We start from the raw sequence: 21548 nt of genomic DNA on the forward strand, positions 1-21548 counted from the left end.
ATCGCGCCACAGTCTTGCGTTGTAGCGCCGCCACCGGAAAAGGACGAGAGGCCCCCGGCATAGCAGGTGTAGTGCTGCGTACCATCCAATGCATTGGGGGCCGCGTGAAATTAACCTTTGTAGCGAACGCACGTCTGGCGTTGCTGGCCGAGGCTTTCAATACCCAGGGTGACGATGTCGCCTTCTTCAAGGAAAACAGGCGTGGGTTTGATACCCATCCCTACGCCAGGAGGTGTACCCGTAGTGATAATGTCACCCGGGTAAAGTCGCATGAACTGGCTGATATAAGACACGATGGTGGGCACATCAAAAATCATCGTGGACGTATTCCCTGTCTGCCTCCGAACACCGTTCACATCCAGCCACATAGATAAGTTCTGAACATCCTCAATCTCATCCCTGGAGATGAACCATGGACCAATCGGGCCAAAGCTATCGCAACTTTTTCCTTTATCCCAAGTGCCCCCACGCTCCAATTGATATGATCTTTCCGAGACATCATTAATCAGGACATACCCTGCTACATGCGCGAGTGCATCCTCCTTTTCGAGGTAGGCACCCTCGCTGCCAATGACGACTCCAAGTTCGACTTCCCAATCGGTTTTCTGGCTATCGCGTGGAATGATGATTTCATCATTGGGGCCTGTGATACAGGAGTTGGCCTTCATGAAAACGATAGGCTCTGCTGGGATTGGCAGATTTGCCTCCTGCGCATGATCCCGGTAATTCAACCCAATCGCGAGGAACTTGCCGGTTACCCGCAGTGGCGCCCCCAGCCTTGGACTCCCCTCTACGGCTGGGAGAGTCAATGGGTCGATTTTTTGTAGTTGCTCGAGTGATGATGACGTGACTGTGCTTGCATCGATGTCGCTGAGAATACCGCTTAGATCTCTAATGATGTCCTGGCTATCGAGCAGGCCAGGTTTCTCTTTACCTTTTTCTCCGAATCTTACCAGTCGCATAATTTCGTCCAAATGTTCTGGTTGGGTCATGTGCTCAACAGCAAAGGCCGCGCGGTTTTGCATGAACCGCGCTGCGCTGTTCAAAGGACTGCGCCTCCATTGGGACTGATCACCTGACCCACAAAATAGTGATCGCCTGCAAGGAACGTCGCCACGGACGCATATTCGTCAGTTGTCCCGAACCGTCCGGCTGGTATGACTTGCCAGAACCTGCGCCGGGCTTCCTCGCCGATGGAGTCAAGATACTCTTCAAAGAAGGGGGTCGACACCCCACCCGGTGCCAGTGCATTGACCAGGATATTGCCCCCGGCAACTTCTGCTGCGACGGACTTCGTGAAGGCAATAACGGCCCCCTTCGACGCGCTGTAGTGCGGACTGTGCGCACTGATTGCCGAGATTCCGGCGATCGACGCGAGGTTCACGATACGACCATAGCGTTGCTCCTGCATCAGCTTGAGCGCTTCGCGCGTGCAATAGAACATGCCATGCACGTTGACATCCCAGTACCGGTGCCACTCCTCGTCCGTGATTTCACTGGTGAAACCCAGTGACTGTCTCGGCTGCGGTGTAGTGATGTACGCGTAGTGCTTGTTACGTCGCACCTCGTCAGCCGCCGCCGTGGGAGCCCGCGCCGCGTTATTCACGAGAATGTGCAAAGTGCCAAAACGCTCAACAATGCTGGCGAACATGTCGACGACCTGGCTGCTCGAGGAGATGTCGCAGCGCAGGGCCAAACAGTTGGCGCCCGCCGCTTCGACAGCCTTTCGGGTCTCTTCAAGGGCAGGCATATCGATATCGCAGATGACAACATCCGCACCGGCCCTGGCGAAATGCAGGGCAATGGTTCCCCCCAGACCACGGCCCGCGCCGGTGATCAATACGACACGACCTGCAAAGTTTCGCGTGCTTGCTTGCGCCATCCCAAATGGCACGTGTTCAACCTGCTCGTCCAATTGCATAAATGTCTCCGGTATCTGGATGAAGTGGCAAACGCTGGGATCAGCCGCGGGGCATCAATTTGCAGCCTTGAAATGTTGGCCCCACGTCGGAAGGCGTAGGACAAGTATCTGCAAAAAAATGGAGTCAGCTTTGACGATCTGGGGTAATAACTTTACATTTTGGGGCATCTGGAGAGCCCTCCTGGCTGCAGCGCTCAAGCATAAGCCCGTAGAGTGAGGACTTGGGTTTGGCAAAAACGCGCCGCAGCATCGGTTCAAAGAAACTCATGGGTAAAGTTTCACCTTCAGGGTCGAAGGCAGGACTGTCGTACAACTCGATAAACTCCGCCGTCCGCACATAGTTCGAATGTTCTCTGAACATGTCGCGCATGTTGCGATCCATGCCGATGTAGTGAAAAAAGTTATAACCCTGAAAAACCCCATGATTCTGGATCATCCAGTGATTTTCTTCGCTGACAAAGGGTTTCAGGATGACTGCCGCAACTTCAGAGTGATTGTAGGCGCCTAACGTATCACCGATGTCATGCAGTAGCGCGCAAACCACATATTCTTCATCGCGACCATCACGGTAGGCGCGCGTAGCGGTTTGCAGGCAGTGGCTCAGGCGATCAATTGGAAAGCCGGAAAAATCACCCGCGAGCAGATTCATGTGCGCGAGTATTCGATCAGGCAGAGCGGTGGCAAAGTTTTTAAATTCGGCGGATATAATATCCCAGTCTTTTTGGGTGCTTTGATCCATCCGGGTAAACAGTGCATTTTCGCTCATTTTATTCTTCTCATCATGATGAATTTTCGTCAAGGCAACGCTCAACAATCAAATTGAGGCCATCACAACTACCGTACGGGCAAGGCATGCCCAGGCAAAACCAGGTCTTATATATTTAAGCGGCCATTCTCCTGTGCCCATTCGAAATGGCCTTGTTTGGTGGCAGCCTATGTTGCGACGGTATCTCAGGTCGCGCGGCGCATCAGGCTGTAACTCTGAGCGGTAGGTCCTGCATCGGGCATGCCCGCCAGGAACAGGGCCAGGGGCACCACGTCTTCCGGGGTCTTGAACCACTCCCCTGGGGGGATCGCTGCATTACGCGTCATCTCGGTCTGTACAGGCCCCGGGATGAGTTCGTTGACACTGATGTTGTATTCAAGCAGCTCCACCGCGAGCGACTGGGTGAGCATCCACATCCCGCTCTTGGAGCAGGAGTAGGCCGAAAAGCCGGGGGTGGCACGGTTGCGCTGGCCGGAACCGATCATGATGATTTTCCCGGCCCCGCGCCGCCGCAGGTGGGGGATGGCGGCATGGGCGGTGTGGTATGCACCGGTCAGGTTGATGTCGATGGTCTCGCGCCACTGTGCCGGGTGACTGTCCTCGATCCGCCGTTGCTCGGTCGCGACGCCGGCGTTGGCGACCACAATATCGACACCGCCGAATTCATCGCTGGCGCGCTGGTACAGTGCGACGACTGCGTCGTAGTCACCAACGTCAGCTGTTTGAGCGACAGCCTGCCCGTCTGCTTCGATAATCAGGCGGACAGTCTCGGCTATTTCTGCTGCGCTGCGTGCACTGCACACCACAGCGGCGCCGGCCTGCGCATAAGCGAGTGCAATGGCGCGACCAATGCCACGACCGGCACCGGTGATGATGGCGACTTTACCCTTGAGCGGTTTTGAATGGGTGTGATTCATCGTCTGTATTTCCTGATGGGATGTGAGAGGTGGTTTTTCAAAGCGATTGTTGGCAGCTTGAGGACTCATGGCGGCGCAGGTCGCGCAGGTAATTGGCCCTCGCAAAAGCAAACGCCAGCGCTGCGCCAATCGAAGCTAACGGGACCCACTGCAATGCACCCAGCAGGCCGATCCGGTCGGCGAGCAGGCCCGTCAGATAGGGTCCCGGCGCACCACCCAGGATGTTGCCGGCCAGCGCCAGGGTGGCAATGGCGGTTCCATGAAGAGAGACGTGCACCAGATCGGTGACCATGGCGCCCGCTGAGCCATAAGTGCCAGCCGCAAAAAAAACGCCCACGACGATTACCGCGAACTGCCCGGTTCCGGGTGGCAAGCGCATGCTGATCATCAGCAGCACGCATGAGCCCAGGCAGTAGATGATTGCGAGCGAAGCTTTATCCTTGGCCGACTTGCGTCCCATCCAGTCAGCGAAAAAGCCACACAAACCCATACCTACCCCGCTGGCAATCAGCAGCACTGCCGCCGCCAGTGCCGACTTGTCCGCGGGTAAATCGTAGTAGCGGTTAAGGTAGCTGGGCATCCAGGCAATGATGGTGTAGGCGGTAAAGAGCTGAAGTCCGCTGCCAACATAAGTGAACACCAGCGTAGGCGCGCCGAACAGGGCCTTTAATAGTGAGCGGAACTGAATTTTCTTGACACATTTCCCCTTTACCGGTGATTCGGCCAACTGAAGGGGCGTGTGCCGCGCCAGGCGAGTTTCAGTAATGGTGAACGCAAAGAACAGAATCAGTAGAAATCCGAACGCCGCCATGGCAATCAGTGCGGCGCGCCAGCCAAAGTGAGTCGCTATCACGCCGCCGGAGGCCATGCCCAGTACCGAGCCGAACATGCCGGAGGAGGTAAAGGCCCCGGTGAGCGTGGCCCGCATGGAAGACGGGAATACACTCAAAATGATTGCAAGCCCAACGCTGCCGTAGCCGGCCTCGCCAATACCGACAAACAATCGGGCGAGCAGCAACTGGTTATAGTGTTCTGCAAGTCCGCACGCCAGGGTGCTCAGACTCCAGAACAGCGCCATGATCACGACGCTTTTAACACGCCCCCAGCGGTCAGCCGCCAATGCGGCCGGAACAGCCAGCAAGCCAACTGCAAGCCCCACGATGCCACTGAGCAAGCCAAGTTGCGCATCGCTCAAGACCCACTCTGCCTTCAACTGAGGAAAGACTGCATTGAGTGCCTGGCGCGACATGTAATCGGACAGCATCAATGCATAGACAATGATAAATACAAACCAGGAATAGGCACGCGGGCGTGACATCTCACGCGGCGGGTTCGTTGCAACCGACATGGAAAATTGCTCTGCCTGCATACTGCCCCCATTATTTTTATGCCACGCAATTCAAGCGAACTGCGCACGACCGCACCGGCACAACCGAGCAGGAAACCCATACGGCCTTCCTGCTCGTGCTACCGACATTGCAGGTAGCGCGTGGATGTACTTACACGCGAACTATCGAACGCACGTTGAAGGGACGATTGGACCGGCAGTGCGGTTCGGGAGCATGCCGTTTGCAGCGAGCGTTTCGTCTGCATCCTTGTACCAGGTACCGATGCGGTAGATTTGGCGCGCCTCTTTGCCGGTTGCAATCTCGCGACCCAGCTCCCTGGCCACACGCACGGTTTGCTTGACCTGATCCACAGAGCCGAAGCGCTGACCATGCTGCCCAATGATGGTGTCTTCGTTGCCGCAGCGCGGGTGCAGGCCCATGGCCAATGCCATCATGTTGAACGGCAGCACATTCTTGAGCAGAGACTCGGCGGTCAATGTGCAAGCTTGCGGCACGCGCTGGATGAAGTTCATGAAGTTGAACGGGTTTGGACCTTCAAATCCTCCGGCCACCCCGATCCACGTCATATTCAACGGCCCGGTGTAGAGGCCTTTGCGGACCAGGCGCTGCAGGGTTTCGAGCGCGTGAATACCCGTTAGCTGAAAGTGCGGCTGAATCCCGGATGCCTGCAAGCGGCGCAGATGCTCCGCTACCCAAGCGGGTCCCGCGGGCACTGTCATCTCGCTATAGGCTGCGCCGAGTGCCGGATTACCCAGTGATGTACCCTTGATATATTCGGGGTAGAGCAACTCCATAATGTTCATCTGCGTGGTGTTGATCGCCACTGTCACCTGGTCGGGTTTCGGATCAAGGTCTGCCAGCATGTGGCGTGTGTCATCGGACAGCCACTTGGCAGCCTGGCCTTCGTCTTCCGGAGCGAATGAGATCGAACCGCCGACCTGGATGATCATGTCCGGTACAGCCTCGCGTACACCGGCGATCAACTCATTGAATTTGGACAGCCGTTTTGATCCCTTGCCATCCAGTTCACGCACATGCAGGTGCAGCACGGTGGCGCCAGCGTCGTAACACTCCACAGCCTTTTCGATGTGTTCTTCCATGGTGACAGGGATGTCTTCCGGGAAATCCTCGGGCATCCACTCGGGACCGTATGGAGCGACGGTAATGACAACTTTTTCCTGGTTTTCCGGGTGCAGCGAATCATCTAGAAATTGCATTCTTTGTCTCACTGTCAGCTGGTTGGATCGGATTGGAAAAAGGGTGTGCATACCCGCTCAATAAGGCCGGTCACCGATGATCGTTGCGCGGTCCATCCTGCGATGGCACGGCGGGTAATCCATCACGGCGTAATGCTGGGTGCTGCGGTTGTCCCAGATGGCCATGCTGTTTTTCTTCCAGCGCCAGCGCACTTGATATTCAGGTATGTACGCCTGGCTGATCAGGTACTGCAGCAGGTCGCCACCGGCCTGGTTGCAGTCTTGTCCGAAGCGCACGCGTTCCTTGGTGTGGTAGTTCACGAAGTGCGTCGCGAAGGCATTGACGAACAGGACCTTTTCGCCGGTTTCAGGATGGATGCGCACGACCGGATGCTCCGCGTCCGGAAACTGGGCCTTCATCGCATGGCGCTTTTCACGCGGCATCGCAGCGCCGAAACTCGACTGGATGCTATGACTGGCAATCAGATCAGTGATCTGCGTCTTGACCTGATCCGGCAGGTTGTCGTAGGCCAGCACCATGTTGGCCCACACCGTGTCACCGCCGACTGGCGGGCACTCCACGCAGCGCAGCACGGCTCCCATGGGTGGCGCCTCACGCCAGGTCGCATCGGTATGCCAGGTATTCTCATAGCGATCGACCGGGACGTCCGGACGCTTGTAGATTTGCACCAGGCCGGGCGCCTCGGGATCGGATGGCGCTACGGGGTGGTCCTCCAGGTCACCAAAGCGGCGTGCAAAACTCGCATGCTCAGCCCTGGTTATGTCCTGGTCACGCAGAAACAGCACCCGATGCTTGATCAACGCCTCGCGGATAAGCCTGAACAATTCATCGTCGTGGATTGCGTCGGCTACATTGACACCGGTCAGCTCGGCGCCGATGGAACAGGTAAGTTGTTCAACTCGCATGATGACCGCCTCAAATCACAAAAATCGAGGAACCCGTGGTTTTGCGCGCTTCCAGATCTCGATGGGCCTGCACAGCATCCTGTAGCGCGTAACGCTGATTGATCGGGATGTTGATGCGACCGGCTGCAACATGACCGAAGATTTCCTCAGCGAGTGCGGCCTTTTCAACCGGGTCGGCGATGTAATCGGCCAGTGCAGGACGGGTCAGATAGGGGGAACCCTTGGTGGCAAGGATTTGCGGATCGAAGCCTGAAACGGGGCCGGAGGCGAAGCCCAGGCAAACGATCAGCCCGCGCCGCTTGACCGAATTCAAAGAGGCCTCGAAGGTGTCTTTACCCACACTGTCGAGCACCACGTTTACGCCAACGCCATCGGTCAATTCGCGGACCCGCGCGGCCACATCTTCGTGGCTGTAGTTGATCGTATGGTCGCAGCCATGAGCCCGCGCAATCTCGGCCTTGGCCTCGCTCGATACGGTGCCGATAACAGTCAGACCCAGTAGCTTGGCCCACTGCGACACAATCAGTCCGACACCGCCGGCCGCAGCATGCATAAGGAGGGTGTCGCCCGGTTTGAAGTCATAGATGCGACGCATCAGATAGGACGACGTCAGCCCGCGCATGGTCATCCCCGCTGCTGTTTCGCACGAAATCGCATCGGGTAGTTTGATCAAGGGTGCTGCGGGTATCAGGCGCTCGGTGCTATAGGCACCCAAGGTGTTAAGGAAGCCGGTGTAGGTAACTCGATCGCCGACCGCAACATTGCTCACGCCTTCGCCAACGGCCTGGACTACACCTGCGCCTTCCACGCCCATGCCGGCGGGAAGCGGCATCGGGTACAGCCCTGAGCGGAAATAGGTATCGGCAAAGTTCAGGCCCACAGCTTCATGACGCAATCGAACTTGCCCAGGACCAGGATCGCCAACTTCCACTTCTTCCCAACGCAGAACTTCCGGACCACCTGTTTCATTCATACGAATAACATGTGCCAACTTGATTCTCCTTGAATACGAAAGTTTGATCGGTTGCGCTAACTAGCCGTGTGGTTAGTTCCACTCGTAGAAAAAGTATCCGTGAACGTCCGTGGGCGAATTTGACATTTTGGGGTATTTTTTTTACATTTCGTGGCACAAGTGGAGCCCTTATGCCGAGTTTTCTTAGAAGTTCAAGCCTGACGAATTTTATCGAGGTTGCTCTGGCCACTGGACTGGATCCCTATCGGCAATTGCGCAAGGCAGGTATCAGCTATTCGGCCTTGATGGACCCGAGCATCATGGTCCCGGCGAAATCGGTCATGCACTTGCTGGAAGACTCTGCTCATGCCGCGGGGATCGAAGACTTTGGCCTGCGTATGGGCGAAACCCGTCAATTGGAAAACCTCGGTCCCCTGGCCATTGCCCTGCGTGAGGAGCAGACGTTGCGCAAAGCCTGGCAATCGCTGACACGTCGTCTCGGGCTGACCAACGGATCAATGGTCTTGCGCATTGAAGAAGCGAACGGCGTGGCGATTTTCAGGCAAGAAGTCACGGACGATATGGGGGGCGCGGTGCGACAGGGGACAGAGCTCGTCACCTGCGTGATTTTCCGAACATTGAAACAGCTACTGGGTCCCGCCTGGACGCCTCTCGGTGTCTGTTTCACGCACAATGCGCCAGTCAATCCGGCGAAGCACCGCCATGTGTTTGGTACATCGGTTCGGTTCAACCATGAATTCGACGGCATTGTATTGGCCACCGCCGATCTGGATACAACGATCCAATCGTATGACCCATTGATTGCGCGTCATGCACGGGAATTCCTCGATGCAAAACTGGCACAGTCCGACGTTACGATGCCCGACAAGGTCAGGAAATTAGTCTTCGCGCTATTACCCACGGGCGAGTGCGTAGCCGAAAAAGTGGCCCAGCAGCTTGGCGTGGACCGCAAGACCATGTATCGCCATCTCGCCCACCACGATCAAAGCTACTCATCCATTGTCGATGCCGTGCGGGTCGATCTGGTGAACCGCTATGTCGAGAACCGCGAGCGATCGCTTTCAGAAATAGCGATTCTTCTGGGTTTCTCTTCCTTGAGTGCCTTTTCGAGATGGTTCTCGGGTCGCTTCGGTTGCAGTGTGTCGACATGGCGTCGCGAGAAACAACGATGTCTATCTGAGCCTGGGTAGCCCAACCCTCACTGGACGAAATCCAGCGAAGCCTGACCAATCTCAACCAGCTCGCTGATCTTCACTGCAGGATAACCAGACGGCGATATTGCCAACAGTGGCGCCCAGCGTTCAGCTTCTGAATAGCGGCCGTGCTTATTGCCGATGCCCCCGTGATCGCTGGCAAAAATGACCAGGCGCTGAGGCAGCGCACCCTGGGCGGAGGGTGACGCCAATGCCTTCTCCCACAAGCGACGAATGCGGGCGTCCGTTTCTCGCACGGCAGCAGCGTAGCCCGGATCAGACGGGTCGAAAGCGCCGTCATGGCCCGCCTCGTCTACAGCATCGAGATGAATGAAGGCCAGATCGGGCTGGCATGCTCGCCAGGTAGTCAATACTTCCTGCTCGACCGCTGCATCGTTCTTACGCAAAAACGCCGCATGGTGTAGCTCCGGCAAACCCCGCAAACGCCCCTCGACCAGGTCGTACAGCGGCTTCCAGGAGGTCATGAGAATGCTGCGACTATCGGCCTTGCGGGCTTGAAGGCGCTCAAACACGGTTTCGCTTTTGACGGGACCTGGGCTGTTGTTATCGACAATGCCATGTGCGCTTGCCCAGCTTGCGGTGAGCACACTGATCCAGCCAGGTGCGGAATAAGTCTGTTGCGTGCGGCCGTTGCTGACATCGACCCTCCCCCAAGCCAAACCCCTGGACTCAGCCAACTGGAACAGGAAGGGGGTCAGTGTTGGGCTAACCGCGTCGGTACGCAGGCCGTCGATGCCGATGATGACCACCTGCCGGGCGGGGGCTTGCGGTGCAGCATTGCATTGCCCTACCTCGTCGCTACGTGAACAGCCAAGCAGGCTTATCGCGTATAGCGCCAGCAGCAGCTTGAGTCCCGAGGACAGAGTGAAATTCCGAGTGTTGAAAACCAATGCTGAATATCTCCAATGAAATCCAGGAAAGTCCATTTCAGAGTCGTCGCCTGCGCCGCGCGAAATGGACAATGCCGCACTAGACTTCGCCATGGGCCTTAGCCAATGAGTGAAAAAGGTATCTGGTATGAAAAAGCTATCGGATCTGAAGCATTTTTTGTTGAAAGGCTTGATGGCCTGCGCTTTGGTGATTCTGGGCGCAACAGCGCATGCTCAACAAGCAACACCTGCGGTCACCGCCATCGACATCCTGCTTGAGCCGGACGCCACGATGCTCCAGCACGCGCAAGCCGTGAACGACCGTCTGCTGAAAGTCTTTCCGAAGGGCTTTGCACTTGACGCCTCACACCGTCCCCACATCACCCTGGTACAGCGATTCGTCCTCACCGAGAATCTTGACAAAGTGTACGCCGCCGTCGGCAAAGTCTTCGCCGGTGCCAATGTGACCAGCCTGAAACTGGAAGCTTTCGAGTATTACTATATACCGGACAAGGACCTTGGCCTGTCGGGCATCGTCATTAAACCGACCCCCGAATTGATCAAGCTGGAAATGCAAGTGATTGACGCTGTGACCCCGTTCACGGTGAAAACCGGAACCTCGGCCGCATTTGTCACCGGTGACGTTCCCGAGATCCTCCCGGCCTTGATCACCTACGTTTCGGACTTTGTGCCGAAGTCGTCCGGCGAAAATTACCATCCGCACGTCACCACCGGCCTCGCGCCCATAGCATATCTGGACAAGATGGCCGCCGAACCCTTTGAGAAATTCACGTTCTCGCCGGCAGGTGCGGCCGTTTACCACCTGGGTCACTTCGGCACGGCAGCGGAGAAACTCCACCAGTTCGAACTGGAGCCTTGAGCTGTTTAAACGACGGAACCAGGCATTAAGCACTGTTGAGATGGTCGCGGGCCTGTCCCGCCCCGGCTCCGGGTCCGTAACCCGCGGATCGGACTTGCGCCCGGCCCTGGCAAGCCGGGAAGGCGCGTCGTGCGAGCAATCAGGCCTGCGCCTCGCCTGGGAACGCCGGCAGCCCGTACGTCAACACAAGTTCCAAGGCCGGTTACAAGGGGTATAACTATCAGAACAAAAGGCGGGTCACCCGGAACAGGCCCTCCAAAGGCAGCGCCCGGGCCAGGCGCCCCAGGCCTGATCGGCGCCTGCGGCGCGGAGCGATGTGATGAGTTCCAGAGTATGGCAATGGGCTCGCAAGAGCCTTCTTGGTTGCATCGAGCTGGCCTTGCTGGTCGCTCCACTGTGCGCCAGCGCCATGTACAAGTGCCAAGCCAGGGACGGAGCCATCAGCTATACCAGCCAAGCCATCGCCAGCGCCCGCTGCACTCGCGTGAATGGCATGGCGGGCGCCGGTGTCGGCACCAAGGCAAGGGCCCTGCCACGGGTTGTGCGGGACGACGACTCAGGCGCGATGCGGATTCGGGTGTGGACCTTCGTCCACAGGGGTATTCGTCAATATGTGAGCCGGCGCCCCGTCGGGATCTCCGCACGGGTCGATGTCCTTGATCTCTATTACATCAAGGACTGCTATCTGTGCATGGCGCCGAAAGATTTCAAGGTCACCTCACTGCGCCTGGACACCCAGTCCTATCGGCGGGAGATCGAAGCCGCTTCGGGTGATTATGGTGTCGACAGGGCGCTGGTCCGTGCAGTGATACATGCCGAATCGGCATTTCGCCCCAACGCCATTTCCGAAGCCGGCGCCCAGGGGTTGATGCAGTTGATGCCCGCCACCGCCGAGCGCTTCGCCGTGGACAATCCGTTCGACGCACGACAGAACATTCGTGGCGGCGTGCGCTACCTGGCCTGGCTGCTCAAGCGCTTCAACGGCAACCAGATGCTGGCGTTGGCAGGTTACAACGCCGGCGAAGCGTCCGTGATAGAGTACAACGGGGTGCCTCCCTACGCCGAGACGCAATCCTACGTCACCCTCGTGCAGTCCTTGACCGAACGCTATCGCAACCAACGCTAGTACCGTAGGGCGCATAACCCGGAAAGGTAATACGCCGGGCGGGGAATGGCTCAACCGAACTTCCACGCTCACCGGTAGCTATCGACCCATAGCGGCGCGTTATCACCCCACTTGGGGTCAATTTAGAGTCAGGCCCAAAGAGGAGTCCGCCATGACCGTAGTCGATCGCCTCAAGTATTTGCGCGTCGTTCTAGTTTTGGCTGGCCTCGCGTGCCTTGCTCTCTACCCACTTATGTTGTTCTGGCCGTCCGGCTGGGCCTGGCACGTCGGTCACTCGGACTACCCGATGATGATCGTTGGCATCTACGCCACACTTGGCGTGTTCTTGATCCTGGCCGCACGTGATCCATTAGCCAATCTGAGCCTAATCTGGTTCACCGTGTGGTCTAGCGCCCTACACGCAGGAATCATGGCCGTCCAGGCGGTCACCCAGCCGGGGCAAATGGGGCACTTGGCAGGTGACGTGCCGGCGCTCTTCATCGTGGCGGTTGCCTTGGCCATCTTGACGCCCCGCTCGCAATTGGCCGCTCGGCCCCGGACACACAATGGGGCCTAAGAGCAGGTTTGACTGTCAGGATCGGGACGAAAATCGCGTTTCTACGCAAATTTTTGGTCTGCTGATCAACCAAGCGCCGACAGATTTTACGTAGCAACGCAGTCTTCAGAGCCCACGACTCCCCTTGTCATGAAATGAAAATTCGCTGTCGTGCGATGAAAGGTGGCCGCATCCGCTGCACTTTAGAGTCGGTGGCAAAAACCACAAACGGGCCCAGCACCCGGAAACACGAGAGCCACCATGAGCAGATCCACCCGAACGAGCGAGACCGCTACCCCCACCCAGCGCGCCCCGGCGACCGGCCGCAAGCGTCGCGCTCGCAAGGATGGCGATCTCCCGGACAACACCCAGCAACAAGAGTTGATCGGCACGGCTGCCAACCAGACCCTGGCAGGCAATCCGCTGGTCAGCGTGCGCGCGGCGGACCTGGCCAGCTCGGCCGGTTACCTGCTCAAGGCCGTGGGCAAGTCGCCGCTCAAGGCTGGCGCTCATCTGGGTGGCTACCTGAAGGAGCTGCGCGGCATCGTCGGCGGCAACTCCAGCATCGCGCCGGACCCGAAGGACAAGCGCTTCGCCGATCCAGCCTGGCAATCCAACGCCTTCCTGCGCGCGCTGCTGCAGAGCTACCTGGCCGGCCAGAGTGAGCTGACCCGCTTCATCGAATCCACCGACCTTGCCCCGCTGGAAAAGAGCCGAGCCCGGTTCGTGGCAGCGCTGCTGGCCGATGCAGTGGCACCGAGCAACTCGCCACTGACCAATCCGGCGGCGCTGCGCAAGCTGGTGGACACCGGTGGCATGAGCCTGGCCAGGGGCTTCCGTCAATTCGGCCAGGATATGCTGAACAACCGTGGCCTCCCGAGACAGGTCGACAGCACGCCGTTCAAGGTCGGGGAAAACATCGCCACGGCCAAGGGCCAAGTGGTGTTTCGCAACGAGATGTTCGAGCTGCTGCAGTTCGCGCCCACCACCGAAAATGTCTATGCCCGGCCCTTGGTGATGTCGCCGCCGCAAATCAACAAGTACTACGCCATCGACCTGGCGCCGGAGAAAAGCCTGATCAAATGGATCCAGGACAGCGGCGTGAACCTCTTCGTCATCAGCTGGCGCAATCCCACCAGCGAGCACCGCGACTGGGGCTTGTCCGATTACGCGCTATGCCTCGACCAGGCTGTGGACGTGGCGCGCAGGATCACCGGTAGCCCGGATGTGAACATGTGGGGCTCCTGCTCGGGCGGCATCACCCTGGCGGCCTACCTGGGCTGGCTGGCGGCCCGTGGCGAAGGCCACAAGGTGGCCAACACCAGCTGGGCCGTGTGCGTGCTCGACATGCCCTCGGCGCTGGACGACACTACCCTGGGGCTGTTCACCACCCCGTCCGCCCTGCGCGCGGCCAAGGCCAGCTCCCGGCGCAAGGGCGTGCTGAGCGGCCAGGGCATGGCCCGCATGTTCGCCTGGATGCGCCCCAACGACCTGATCTGGAACTACTGGGTCAACAACTACCTGCTGGGCAACAAGCCGCCGGCCTTCGATATCCTGGCCTGGAACAACGACACCACGCGGCTACCCGCCCAACTGCACGCGGACTACCTCGACCTGGTCCAGCAAAACCCCTACAGCAACCCGGGCACCCTGGAGATTGCCGGCGAATCGATCGACATGACCCAGGTGCAGGTGGGTGCCTATGTGATTGGTGGCACCACCGACCACATCACCCCTTGGCAGGGCTGCTACGGCACCGCCCGGCTGTTTGGCGAGGACACAACCTACGTGCTGTCCAACGCCGGCCACCTGCAGAGCCTGGTGAACCCGCCGGGCAACCCGAAATCGTTCTACTACGCGGCGCCTGCCGCCGCCGAGACTCCGGAAGCCTGGCTGCAGAACGCCGGCGAGCGCCAGCAAGGCAGCTGGTGGCCGCATTGGCGCGAATGGATCGGGCAGCGCTCGGGCGACAGCCTGCCGGCGCCGAAGAAGCTCGGCTCGCGCAAGTACCCGCCCCTCTGCCCCGCACCTGGCACCTATGTCATGGAGCGTTGAGGCTGCCATCTCTTCCTCGAACTGAACCCCATGCTAGCCGTGGGTTTCAGCGTCAATCCGCAAGGACCATGGCGAAGTAACCAAAGACCGTCAACAGGATTCCCGAGACGGCAAAGGCTACGGGAAAACCGACCCACGGCACGTTGCTGCCGATCTCTGTCGCGGCCTCCTGACACGGCCCGGAATGACTACGAGCGCCGGCCATTCCGCCCATCAGCACCGCCGGATTGATCTTCATCAAGTGATAGCCAACCACCCAGACGGCGAAAGGCGGCAGCATGCAGGCGACGAAGCCCACCAGGAATATCTGCACGGCGAGCGTTCCGGTCAGTTGGGCCAAAAGGGTGGCACCGGCGTTGATCCCGACAATCGCAACGAACACCAGCAGGCCCATGTCCTCAAGGATGTTACGCGCTGCGTTAGGTGTGTTGCCGAAGAAGCGCAGTCGCGAGGAAAGTGACGAGACGATGATGCCCGACACCATCAGGCCGCCAGCACTACCCAGGCCGACAGAAGCGCCAAAGGCGGGGAACTGGATCAGACCGATCAGCAGTCCCAGGGTCATTCCGACAAACAGCGTTAATAAATCGGTCAAGCTGCTTGGCCGGGCGATGACACCAAACAGCTCGCCAGCACGTTGCACGGCACCGGACAGGCCGGTGACGAAAAGCACGTCGCGGCGTTGCAACCGGGTCTCCGGCCCTGCGGGTAGCGGTACTCCGCCGCGCTGGATGCGAGTCAACTGAAGCTGCCCGGCCAGGTCCAGTCCGCGGAACTCCTTGAGCGTCTTGCCGATGACGGCTTTCTCGGTCACCAGGATTTCCGCATAGTCCAGTGGTACGGCGAGCGCCTTGGCGTCATCGACCTCCGGGCCGATCAGGCCGATATTGGAGGTCAGGCCTGTACGTGTACTTCCAAGGACAATCACATCCCCCGACTGCAGCCGGATTTCAGGATCCGCCCCTATCGATTCATCGCTGCGATGGACATCGACGATACGATATTCCGGGAACCGAGCGATGAACTCGCGGATGCTGAGGCCGATAGTCGCAGGATTTCCCAGGCGATAAGCACGCAATCCGAAGGCCTTGTTGGCGGTGAGGCCATCGTCCTCGACATCATGCATGCCATGCTCCTCCTCATAGCGGCGGGCCGCAGCCTTTGCATCGACACCCCACCAGCGCGGCATGTATTTGCACATCAGGACGATGCCGACGGTGCCCCATATGTAAGTAATGCCATAGGACAAGGTGATCATCGCCGACACCCCCTCGACTGTGTCTGCGGGTGCGAGCTTGACGGCACCTGAGGCAACCGCCTGTTCGGCCGAGCCGATGGCAGAGGACATGGTCGTGGCCCCGGCGAGGATGCCGCCGGCCGCGCCTGTCGGCAAGTTCAGAAGACGAGTTCCCAATACCACCACGGCCAGGCTGACCAAACTGCAGATGACCGCCAGGATGGTGAACTTCAGCCCATCGTCCTTGAGGCTATTGAGGAAGGAAGGGCCGACCCGCAACCCTACCCCGTACATGAACAAGAAGTAAAAGAGGTTCATGGTGAAGGTGTCGAGTTTGAAGGTGATGCCATAGAGGGATGCGGCAATGGCAATGCCACAGCCCACCACTATGGCGCCGCCAACGGTACCCAACCCATAACCTTTGATAGTGAAGCGGCCGATCAGTACCGCCAGGCTGACCACCAGGAACAACAACATGTAGGGGTTGGTATTGAGAAACGTGAAGAGTGCCTGCACGGGTTGATCCCCCCTTTTCGCGACGTTAACGCCCGGATGTCAGGAAAACCTTAGGCAGTAGCGTAGCGTGTGAGGCTCGGCCAAGGTCGACTCACCTTCCAGAAAACAGCGCCAGGCGCGCCCTCCATGCGAGAAAGGCCAGATACGCGACCCCTGCGAATCTGACGATGCCGTAAGCAGCGGGCACAGTGGTCACCAATTGAGTCGCCGTGCAGGCGAAGCAAGGCATTTTACAGAGCGCCAAATCCCATAGGGAAGTTCATCTTGAATAGTCACGGGAGCCACCTACGCTCTGGACAAGGACACCGACATCAACGTCAGTTGGGCCATGGTCTGACTCGGCGACCTGCCGGTGGAACAGATCAGTTGATGGAACCCGACTCAATCGTGGAGTGAACCCACTATGACCTTGGCCCATAAACTGTTTGTTGGCGTCGCACTGGCCTGCCTGCTACTCGGCGGTTGTACCTCCCAGGTCACTGAGCGCGAGCAGTACTCCGGTTTCCTGTCCAACTACAACAACCTGAAGGAAGTGACCACCGCCACGGGCGAGAAGTCGATGCGCTGGGTGAGCCCGTCGTGGAACCCGGATGCGTATGACACCATAGCGTTCAGAACGCTGGAGTTTTATCCCGCTCCAAAACCCAATGAGCAGGTCAATCGGAAGACCCTGGCCGAGTTGCAGGACTTCATGTCCAGAAAGGCCAAACTCGTGCTGGGCCAGAAATACCAGAGGGTGTCCAACGCGGCCGCTGCACCGGCGGGGTCACACCCGCTGATCCTGCGTGCGGCAATCACTGGCGTCAGCGCTTCGAACGAAGGCATGAAGTGGTATGAAGTGATGCCGATCGCGGCCGTTGTCGGAGCGACACAGGCAGCCACCGGTCACCGGGATCAAGACACGAATCTGTTCATCGAAGCCGAGTTCATTGACGCGAAAACCAATCAGACAATGGCCAAAGTGGTGCGCAAGGTATTCGGCAGCCAGCTAGAGAACGAGAGTCAGCAAATCACCACCCAAGACTTTAAAACCGCTATCGAAAAATTGAATACCGATCTCTGGACGTTCGTCCACAGTTGAACTGACTGCTTCAGGTCATTTGCGATCCACCTTGAAAGGCAGCAATCAACCGGTTGAATCCACAGCCATAAGCAGTCAGAGGACAGACCAGGTGCAACCTGATTGCCGCGTTGCGCCATCGTTGTCGACCAGCCGGACTGGGGGCAGTTGCACCATTTTACTCGTGCATAGGTAACTGCCTGCTTTTTACCGTTGTATTTCTTGTGCGCAATCTGCGCAGTTAGAACCAGTTGCCGCCCGCAGGTGATGCCAGCCGCTCGACAGAAGTCGCAATTCAATCTCGAGCAATCTTGTCATTTGCCAAGGCTTAGGGCAGGGTCGATACCACTGAGATTTCTGCCAAAGGAGTCACCCATGTCAAAGCTATATCCCAGTATCGATCCTGAGGGGCTGGTCGAGTACTCAGTGGTCTACACCGACCGCTCGCTCAACCACATGTCGCAGTCATTTCAAGGTGTGATGAAGAACATTTCCAGGACCCTGAAACAGGTCTACAACGCCCAGGCTGTTGCGGTGGTCCCGGGCAGCGGCACATTCGGCATGGAAGCGGTGGCGCGACAGTTTGCCACCGACCAGCAATGCCTGGTGATACGCAACGGCTGGTTCAGTTATCGCTGGAGCCAGATCCTTGAAATGGGCAACATCCCGGCGGCCACCACGGTGCTGAAAGCCCGACCGGTCGAGACTGGTCGCCAGGCTGCCTACGCCCCACCCCCTCTGGACGAAGTGCTGGCAGCCATTCAGGCGCAGAAGCCGCAGATTGTCTTCGCCCCCCACGTTGAAACCTCATCAGGGATTATCCTGCCCGATGACTACCTGCGGGCCGTCGGCGACGCCGTGCATGCGGTGGGTGGCCTGTTCGTGCTGGACTGCATCGCCTCAGGCACGCTTTGGGTTGATATGCAGAAATGCGCCGTCGACCTGCTGATCAGCGCACCGCAGAAAGGCTGGAGCGCCTCCCCTTGCTGCGCCCTGGTGATGCTCAGTTCTTTGGCCCTCGAGCGCATCGAACAGACGCATAGCAGCAGCTTCGCCTGCGACCTGAAAAAGTGGCTTCAGATCATGCAGGCCTACGAACAGGGCGGACATGCCTACCATGCGACCATGCCCAGCGACTCCCTCGCGCGATTTAACGAAGTGATGAAAGAGACGCAAGCCTACGGTTTCGACAAGGTCCGTGGCGAACAACAGGCTCTGGGCGATCGGGTGCGCGCAATGTTGACCGGCAAAGGCATCAAAAGCGTGGCCGCAGCCGGCTTTCAGGCCCCTGGCGTAGTGGTGAGCTACACCGATGATGCCGACATCAAGAGCGGTAAGAAATTTGCCAACCACGGCCTGCAGATCGCCGCCGGAGTGCCGTTGCAATGCGACGAGCCGGCCGACTTCCAGACCTTCCGCATCGGTCTGTTCGGACTCGAAAAGCTGCACAATATCGAGCGCACGGTCAGCACCCTCGAGCAGGCACTGGACGAGGTGATGGTTGACTAAGCCCTCATCTTGCCTGCAGCACATATCGAACTTGTGAATTCCAGGAAGGCATCCTGTCCTGGGCACTGCCGGCCCATGGCGCTGATCTTCGACGAATATGACGCTGGTCGCCCGGATGTCATGTTAGAACCACAGGGGAAAGCCGGTGCACGCGTCTTACTGACACGTGCGCCCTTCAGCGCTATCAAAAAAGGGTTCCAACGAAGCCTTTGACGAGGCGGATGATTGGCGGCTGTATGACTTGGATCGACCCAACACGGACGTTCGCGGATCCATGGCTGGCACGGATCCCTGTAGCCGCTGCCGGAGGCTGCGCTGGGCCGTAAGGCCCCGGCGATCTTGAGAACCAGCGCCCGCTTCGCGCGCGAGCGCAGCCTGGCGGCAGCGGCTACGCCGACCGTGTTGCCGGCGCGTTCAATAGCTGCTTCTGGCCGGTAGTTGCTTGTGGCGAAGGGCAGCTACCGACCCATAGCGGCCCTCCGTGAGGGGCAGAAATCGGTCAGAAGCAGACAATAAGTCTTACGAGTGAGCAAACCGAAAATACTTCAGTCCGCTGGATGGAGTGGCTATGCGGAAGACTTAACGGATTAGCCGCCATGCTTGTGCTTGTGTTTATTCGTATGCTTGTGGTCGGAGTGATGGTCATTATCATCGGCCAAACTGTTGCCGACCGCACCGCCTGCAGCCCCGCCCAGTCCTGCGCCGATAAGACCACCAGTGGTACCACCGACGCTATTGCCGATCACCTGACCACCCGCTGCGCCGAGTCCCCCGCCAATGGCAGACTCGGTCTTCTTGCCGCTTTTCGCCGTCATGGCGCCCCCGGCCGCACCGCCTACCCCGGCGCCGATCGCCGCGCCAGTGCTGCCCCCTACAGCCTGCCCGACAACACTTCCGAGGGCACCGCCGATACCTCCGCCGACTGCTGTGTTTGTGGCTTCACCGGCGAAAGCGTAATGAGATACAAGAAGGCTAAACGCAACGACAGACAATAATTTACGCATCTGACAGTCCTCAAGAAATTCACTAGAGCCTGAAAGTCTGTTGGTCAGAAATCGTCAGGTCAATGCGCAATCGGCCGTGCATTAATCTGGATCAAGCAAGCGCCGATTAGGATAACCGTTGGTCGAGTAATTACTCTAATGTTCGATGTGGATCCCACGATTGAAAAGTCAATCGTGGATTGATTGTTGCCCTTTTTGATGAACAGTCATCGGCAAGAATCAGATCCCCGGGCAAAGGCTGCGTTAGGTCCCCTCGAACAAAACACGTGCGGGTTAAATGGGCGTCGGTCTGTTGAAATCCGGCGCGAACTGGCCGACTGCGGGGTTTGAGACTTGACTGCGGGGAGCCCGCCTCCCTAGTTGCTCGGGGACGAGCTGAAGGGAATGCAACTAGAGAGGCGAACAGTAGTACTGTTAGCCTAATAATCCCGTATTCACAGATCAAAACTGCTTATTCAAATGGGATGTTTCTGAGATGCGGCTCGAAGCTCGCGAGTGGCTGTTAGGTTAAGTCGTTGGCACTGTTCCTTTGCCCGGTATGAGTCGCTCCTGTTTTCGTAGACACATCTGAGTAAACACTTCTGACCGATTTCTGTCTGTCGCGACCGGCAGTTATGGGTCGGTTGCACTCCTTCGTGACAGGCAGAAATTGGTAAAAAACAGCCTTCTGGCCTTACGCGCCTTATGCCCATGTACCTGCCTCGCTCGAGACGTGTGTTAGCCTGCCTCGGCATAGTGCAAATCAGCGAGAGGTATTTTTGATGGCTACTGCTTCGAACCTGAAGGACATCTTTGATCGTTGGGAACGCGTCTGGCACGAGGGTGAATACGATCTGATTCCTCAGTGCATGGCGCAAGCGTACATCCGGCACGATGAACTTGGTGACCGCACGGTAACGCCTGAAGAATATGCCAAGGAAATTGCCAAGGCTCGAGAGGCACGCCCCAATACCCGTTTCGTAATCTACGAGCACAGCTTCGTCGGCGACCGCGCTTGGTTCCGCTTCAATTTGAAATGGACTGACCCGAGCACGGGGACTACTCAAGTCCGGGCGGGCATTCAGCTTTATCGAATCGAGGCCAACAAGCTCGCAGAAACCTGGCTGACGCTGTTGCATCTTGGTTCGGCGTGGCCGGATAAAGTTGCTCAGGAACACTGGACGAGTTAAAGGCCGACTCGCACCCAATTTTGACCTGTTGCTTGGCAGAAGCCACAGACAGCTATGGGTCGGTAGCTGCCCTTCGCCACAAGCAACTACCGGCCAGAAGCAGCTATTGAACGCGCCGGCAACACGATCGGCGTAGCCGCTGCCGCCAGGCTGCGCTCGCACGCGAAGCGGGCGCTGGTTCTCAGGATCGCCGAGGCCTTACGGCCCTGCGCAGCCTCCGGCAGCGGCTACAGGGATCCGTGCCAGCCATGGATCCGCGAACGTCCGTGTTGGGTCGATAGCAACTCTACCATTCCCCCGGAAACTCATCCCCTGTTGCACCCTC

Annotated in this window: 19 protein-coding genes; 8 read left to right on the plus strand and 11 right to left on the minus strand. The window is 58.3% G+C overall.

Annotation, left to right across the window (positions count from 1 at the left end; translation table 11 throughout):
* Positions 1 to 110: 110 nt before the first annotated feature.
* From F2S13_RS14785 to F2S13_RS14820, 8 genes are all read right to left on the minus strand, one after another.
* Positions 111 to 962 (minus strand): fumarylacetoacetate hydrolase family protein, encoded by an 852-nt coding sequence (locus tag F2S13_RS14785; protein ID WP_166362063.1) that lies wholly within the window; start codon positions 960 to 962, stop codon positions 111 to 113.
* A gap of 80 nt (positions 963 to 1042) precedes the next feature.
* Positions 1043 to 1921, minus strand: a complete 879-nt coding sequence (locus tag F2S13_RS14790) for an SDR family NAD(P)-dependent oxidoreductase (RefSeq protein ID WP_218583938.1) — start codon at positions 1919 to 1921, stop codon at positions 1043 to 1045.
* 124 nt (positions 1922 to 2045) lie between these two features.
* Positions 2046 to 2687 carry an HD domain-containing protein gene (locus F2S13_RS14795; RefSeq protein ID WP_246237899.1) on the minus strand — a complete coding sequence of 214 codons (642 nt, stop codon included), beginning with the start codon at positions 2685 to 2687 and terminating at the stop codon, positions 2046 to 2048.
* Between the two features lie 185 nt (positions 2688 to 2872).
* The gene (locus tag F2S13_RS14800) at positions 2873 to 3604 is read right to left on the minus strand and encodes an SDR family NAD(P)-dependent oxidoreductase (RefSeq protein WP_166362029.1); all 732 of its coding nucleotides are present in this window, start codon (positions 3602 to 3604) and stop codon (positions 2873 to 2875) included.
* Positions 3605 to 3641: 37 nt separating this feature from the next.
* A complete protein-coding gene (locus tag F2S13_RS14805) occupies positions 3642 to 4973 on the minus strand; it encodes an MFS transporter (protein WP_166362031.1) in 1332 nt (443 codons plus the stop codon).
* A gap of 141 nt (positions 4974 to 5114) precedes the next feature.
* Positions 5115 to 6170 carry a beta-keto acid cleavage family enzyme gene (locus tag F2S13_RS14810; protein WP_166362033.1) on the minus strand — a complete coding sequence of 352 codons (1056 nt, stop codon included), beginning with the start codon at positions 6168 to 6170 and terminating at the stop codon, positions 5115 to 5117.
* Positions 6171 to 6227: 57 nt separating this feature from the next.
* On the minus strand, positions 6228 to 7076 hold the full coding sequence (locus F2S13_RS14815; RefSeq protein WP_166362036.1) for a TauD/TfdA dioxygenase family protein: 849 nt from the start codon (positions 7074 to 7076) through the stop codon (positions 6228 to 6230).
* A 10-nt stretch (positions 7077 to 7086) separates the two neighbouring features.
* Positions 7087 to 8067: a quinone oxidoreductase family protein gene (locus tag F2S13_RS14820; RefSeq protein WP_166362038.1), complete on the minus strand. Its 981-nt coding sequence runs from the start codon at positions 8065 to 8067 to the stop codon at positions 7087 to 7089.
* A 152-nt stretch (positions 8068 to 8219) separates the two neighbouring features.
* Between F2S13_RS14820 and F2S13_RS14825 the strand changes: the two genes are divergently transcribed.
* On the plus strand, positions 8220 to 9239 hold the full coding sequence (locus F2S13_RS14825) for an AraC family transcriptional regulator (protein ID WP_166362039.1): 1020 nt from the start codon (positions 8220 to 8222) through the stop codon (positions 9237 to 9239).
* An 8-nt stretch (positions 9240 to 9247) separates the two neighbouring features.
* Here F2S13_RS14825 and F2S13_RS14830 read toward each other — a convergent pair whose 3' ends face one another.
* On the minus strand, positions 9248 to 10246 hold the full coding sequence (locus tag F2S13_RS14830) for an alkaline phosphatase family protein (RefSeq protein ID WP_166362041.1): 999 nt from the start codon (positions 10244 to 10246) through the stop codon (positions 9248 to 9250).
* Positions 10247 to 10280: 34 nt separating this feature from the next.
* On the opposite strand from F2S13_RS14830, the gene F2S13_RS14835 reads away from it, so the two are divergent.
* The 4 genes from F2S13_RS14835 to F2S13_RS14850 all read left to right on the plus strand — a co-directional run bounded on the left by F2S13_RS14835 (position 10281) and on the right by F2S13_RS14850 (position 14728).
* On the plus strand, positions 10281 to 11012 hold the full coding sequence (locus tag F2S13_RS14835; RefSeq protein WP_166362043.1) for a hypothetical protein: 732 nt from the start codon (positions 10281 to 10283) through the stop codon (positions 11010 to 11012).
* Positions 11013 to 11331: 319 nt separating this feature from the next.
* Complete coding sequence (locus F2S13_RS14840) at positions 11332 to 12138, plus strand: lytic transglycosylase domain-containing protein (protein WP_166362045.1); 807 nt, start codon at positions 11332 to 11334, stop codon at positions 12136 to 12138.
* 151 nt (positions 12139 to 12289) lie between these two features.
* Positions 12290 to 12694, plus strand: a complete 405-nt coding sequence (locus tag F2S13_RS14845; protein WP_166362047.1) for a DUF6632 domain-containing protein — start codon at positions 12290 to 12292, stop codon at positions 12692 to 12694.
* Between the two features lie 240 nt (positions 12695 to 12934).
* Positions 12935 to 14728 carry an alpha/beta fold hydrolase gene (locus tag F2S13_RS14850; protein WP_166362049.1) on the plus strand — a complete coding sequence of 598 codons (1794 nt, stop codon included), beginning with the start codon at positions 12935 to 12937 and terminating at the stop codon, positions 14726 to 14728.
* Positions 14729 to 14780: 52 nt separating this feature from the next.
* On the opposite strand, the gene F2S13_RS14855 is transcribed toward F2S13_RS14850, so the two are convergent.
* On the minus strand, positions 14781 to 16481 hold the full coding sequence (locus F2S13_RS14855) for an aspartate-alanine antiporter-like transporter (RefSeq protein WP_166362051.1): 1701 nt from the start codon (positions 16479 to 16481) through the stop codon (positions 14781 to 14783).
* A 403-nt stretch (positions 16482 to 16884) separates the two neighbouring features.
* Between F2S13_RS14855 and F2S13_RS14860 the strand changes: the two genes are divergently transcribed.
* Positions 16885 to 17562 carry a DUF3313 domain-containing protein gene (locus tag F2S13_RS14860; RefSeq protein ID WP_166362053.1) on the plus strand — a complete coding sequence of 226 codons (678 nt, stop codon included), beginning with the start codon at positions 16885 to 16887 and terminating at the stop codon, positions 17560 to 17562.
* 354 nt (positions 17563 to 17916) lie between these two features.
* On the plus strand, positions 17917 to 19050 hold the full coding sequence (locus tag F2S13_RS14865; RefSeq protein ID WP_166362055.1) for an aminotransferase class V-fold PLP-dependent enzyme: 1134 nt from the start codon (positions 17917 to 17919) through the stop codon (positions 19048 to 19050).
* A gap of 587 nt (positions 19051 to 19637) precedes the next feature.
* Here the strand turns inward: F2S13_RS14865 and F2S13_RS14870 are convergent.
* The gene (locus F2S13_RS14870; protein WP_166362057.1) at positions 19638 to 20054 is read right to left on the minus strand and encodes a glycine zipper domain-containing protein; all 417 of its coding nucleotides are present in this window, start codon (positions 20052 to 20054) and stop codon (positions 19638 to 19640) included.
* 761 nt (positions 20055 to 20815) lie between these two features.
* Between F2S13_RS14870 and F2S13_RS14875 the strand changes: the two genes are divergently transcribed.
* The gene (locus tag F2S13_RS14875) at positions 20816 to 21223 is read left to right on the plus strand and encodes a nuclear transport factor 2 family protein (protein ID WP_166362059.1); all 408 of its coding nucleotides are present in this window, start codon (positions 20816 to 20818) and stop codon (positions 21221 to 21223) included.
* The last annotated feature ends 325 nt before the right edge of the window (positions 21224 to 21548 follow it).

This window comes from Pseudomonas akapageensis (assembly GCF_011355085.1).
GTDB lineage: Bacteria > Pseudomonadota > Gammaproteobacteria > Pseudomonadales > Pseudomonadaceae > Aquipseudomonas > Aquipseudomonas akapageensis.

Excerpts from the sequence above, each read along its gene's own strand:
- F2S13_RS14785 (WP_166362063.1), bottom strand. The coding sequence starts at position 962 with ATGCGACTGGTAAGATTCGGAGAAAAAGGTAAAGAGAAACCTGGCCTG.
- F2S13_RS14875 (WP_166362059.1), top strand. The coding sequence starts at position 20,816 with ATGGCTACTGCTTCGAACCTGAAGGACATCTTTGATCGTTGGGAACGC.
- F2S13_RS14865 (WP_166362055.1), top strand. The coding sequence starts at position 17,917 with ATGTCAAAGCTATATCCCAGTATCGATCCTGAGGGGCTGGTCGAGTAC.
- F2S13_RS14840 (WP_166362045.1), top strand. The coding sequence starts at position 11,332 with ATGAGTTCCAGAGTATGGCAATGGGCTCGCAAGAGCCTTCTTGGTTGC.
- F2S13_RS14850 (WP_166362049.1), top strand. The coding sequence starts at position 12,935 with ATGAGCAGATCCACCCGAACGAGCGAGACCGCTACCCCCACCCAGCGC.
- F2S13_RS14805 (WP_166362031.1), bottom strand. The coding sequence starts at position 4,973 with ATGCAGGCAGAGCAATTTTCCATGTCGGTTGCAACGAACCCGCCGCGT.
- F2S13_RS14790 (WP_218583938.1), bottom strand. The coding sequence starts at position 1,921 with ATGCAATTGGACGAGCAGGTTGAACACGTGCCATTTGGGATGGCGCAA.
- F2S13_RS14815 (WP_166362036.1), bottom strand. The coding sequence starts at position 7,076 with ATGCGAGTTGAACAACTTACCTGTTCCATCGGCGCCGAGCTGACCGGT.
- F2S13_RS14845 (WP_166362047.1), top strand. The coding sequence starts at position 12,290 with ATGACCGTAGTCGATCGCCTCAAGTATTTGCGCGTCGTTCTAGTTTTG.
- F2S13_RS14860 (WP_166362053.1), top strand. The coding sequence starts at position 16,885 with ATGACCTTGGCCCATAAACTGTTTGTTGGCGTCGCACTGGCCTGCCTG.
- F2S13_RS14830 (WP_166362041.1), bottom strand. The coding sequence starts at position 10,246 with ATGGCGAAGTCTAGTGCGGCATTGTCCATTTCGCGCGGCGCAGGCGAC.
- F2S13_RS14835 (WP_166362043.1), top strand. The coding sequence starts at position 10,281 with ATGAAAAAGCTATCGGATCTGAAGCATTTTTTGTTGAAAGGCTTGATG.
- F2S13_RS14825 (WP_166362039.1), top strand. The coding sequence starts at position 8,220 with ATGCCGAGTTTTCTTAGAAGTTCAAGCCTGACGAATTTTATCGAGGTT.
- F2S13_RS14870 (WP_166362057.1), bottom strand. The coding sequence starts at position 20,054 with ATGCGTAAATTATTGTCTGTCGTTGCGTTTAGCCTTCTTGTATCTCAT.
- F2S13_RS14810 (WP_166362033.1), bottom strand. The coding sequence starts at position 6,170 with ATGCAATTTCTAGATGATTCGCTGCACCCGGAAAACCAGGAAAAAGTT.
- F2S13_RS14795 (WP_246237899.1), bottom strand. The coding sequence starts at position 2,687 with ATGAGCGAAAATGCACTGTTTACCCGGATGGATCAAAGCACCCAAAAA.
- F2S13_RS14800 (WP_166362029.1), bottom strand. The coding sequence starts at position 3,604 with ATGAATCACACCCATTCAAAACCGCTCAAGGGTAAAGTCGCCATCATC.